Origin of the sequence: Thermococcus sp. (genome assembly GCF_027012695.1) — an archaeon.
In the GTDB taxonomy this organism is placed as follows: domain Archaea; phylum Methanobacteriota_B; class Thermococci; order Thermococcales; family Thermococcaceae; genus Thermococcus.
The window spans coordinates 1-1,352 of the sequence record NZ_JALUYR010000137.1; the positions used below are offsets into that span (position 1 = coordinate 1).

1 protein-coding gene is annotated in these 1,352 nt (G+C 48.7%); it reads right to left on the reverse strand.

The genetic code is table 11. The features are described from left to right. Window positions 1-111: 111 nt before the first annotated feature. Window positions 112-1,238 (reverse strand): IS3 family transposase gene (locus MV985_RS09095; RefSeq protein ID WP_297465533.1). Its coding sequence is split into 2 segments (ribosomal slippage): window positions 112-986 and window positions 986-1,238, totalling 1,128 coding nucleotides; the frame shifts between segments, so codons are not numbered across the junction. Window positions 1,239-1,352: the final 114 nt, after the last annotated feature.

Here is a 1,352-nt window from a genome sequence, read left to right on the forward strand (position 1 = left end):
GTTGGGACGGTCAATGGTTAACGTGCGAAGCAGGTACACGGGTAGTGAGGTGGACCCCATTGTTTGGACAGCCTGAGCGTGCAAATAAGCTCTGATTATTGTTATAGGGCCTCAGGCTGCCATGCCTGTTTTTTGATAGTACATTTCATCTGGCGTTCTGTCGTTCAGCGATTGATGTGACCTTTCCCGGTTGTAATATGAAAACCAGTCTTTCAATCCCTGCCGCAATTCCGTTCCATTAGCAAAGGCATGGAGATAAAGATAGTGGTATTTCACCGTCCACCAGAGACGTTCAATGAAAATATTGTCCTGGTAGCGTCCACGTCCATCCATGCTGATCTTAATGTGATGTTCCTCCAGTATGTTGGTAAAGTCATTGCTGGTAAATTGGCTTCCCTGGTCGGTATTGAATATTTCCGGACAACCATGGTTCCTGATTGCGTCTTCCAGGGCTTCAACGCAAAAGTCGTTGTCCATGCTGTTTGACACTCTCCAGGACAGGACTTTGCGACTGTGCCAGTCCATAATGGCTACCAGGTACATGAAGCCCCGCGACATCGGAATATAGGTGATATCGGCGGCCCATACCTGGTTGGGACGGTCAATGGTTAACGTACGAAGCAGGTAAGGGTAGACCTTGTGCTCCGGATGTGGCTTGCTGGTCCTGGGGCGAGGATAAATAGCCTCAAGCCCCATAAGCCTCATCAATCGCTGCACCCGCTTGCGGTTCACCTTATGTCCCTGGCGGCGTAAATGCCTGGCCATGGAACGGCTGCCGTAAACCGGGGTCTTCAGGTATTGCTCATCAATCAACCGCATCAATTGCAGGTCTTCCGGCTTGAGCGGTTTTTTGCGGTAATAAAATGACGAACGGCTGACGCCGACCAGTTCGCATTGTCGTGACAGGCTCAGCCTGGGATGCTCCTGTTTCAGCATCTCCCGGCGTTGATCGCGTTTTAACGACTGAGCCCCTTGGCTAAAAAATCCCGTTCCACCTTCAACTGGCCAATCTGACGATATAATTCATCGACCTTGGCTTCTGTCTGTTTATGAGATTTATGGCCTTTGTCAAAGATATCAACAGCCCCACTCAATAATGCTTTTTTCCAGCTGTTGATCATCGTGGGGTGTACTCTGAAACGCTTGGCCAGTTCGGCAATCGTTTCTTCACCTTTAATGGCTGCCAAAGCCACTTTGGCCTTGAATTCAGGGCTGTACTGTTTTCTTTTACTGCTCATGATTCACTCCTTTCAATGTGGGTGATTCAGAGCTTAGCACATTGTCCAGTTTTTGGGGACCACCGTAAACGACTACCGTATACAGCCTATTTAGTGCATACAACCACTATATAT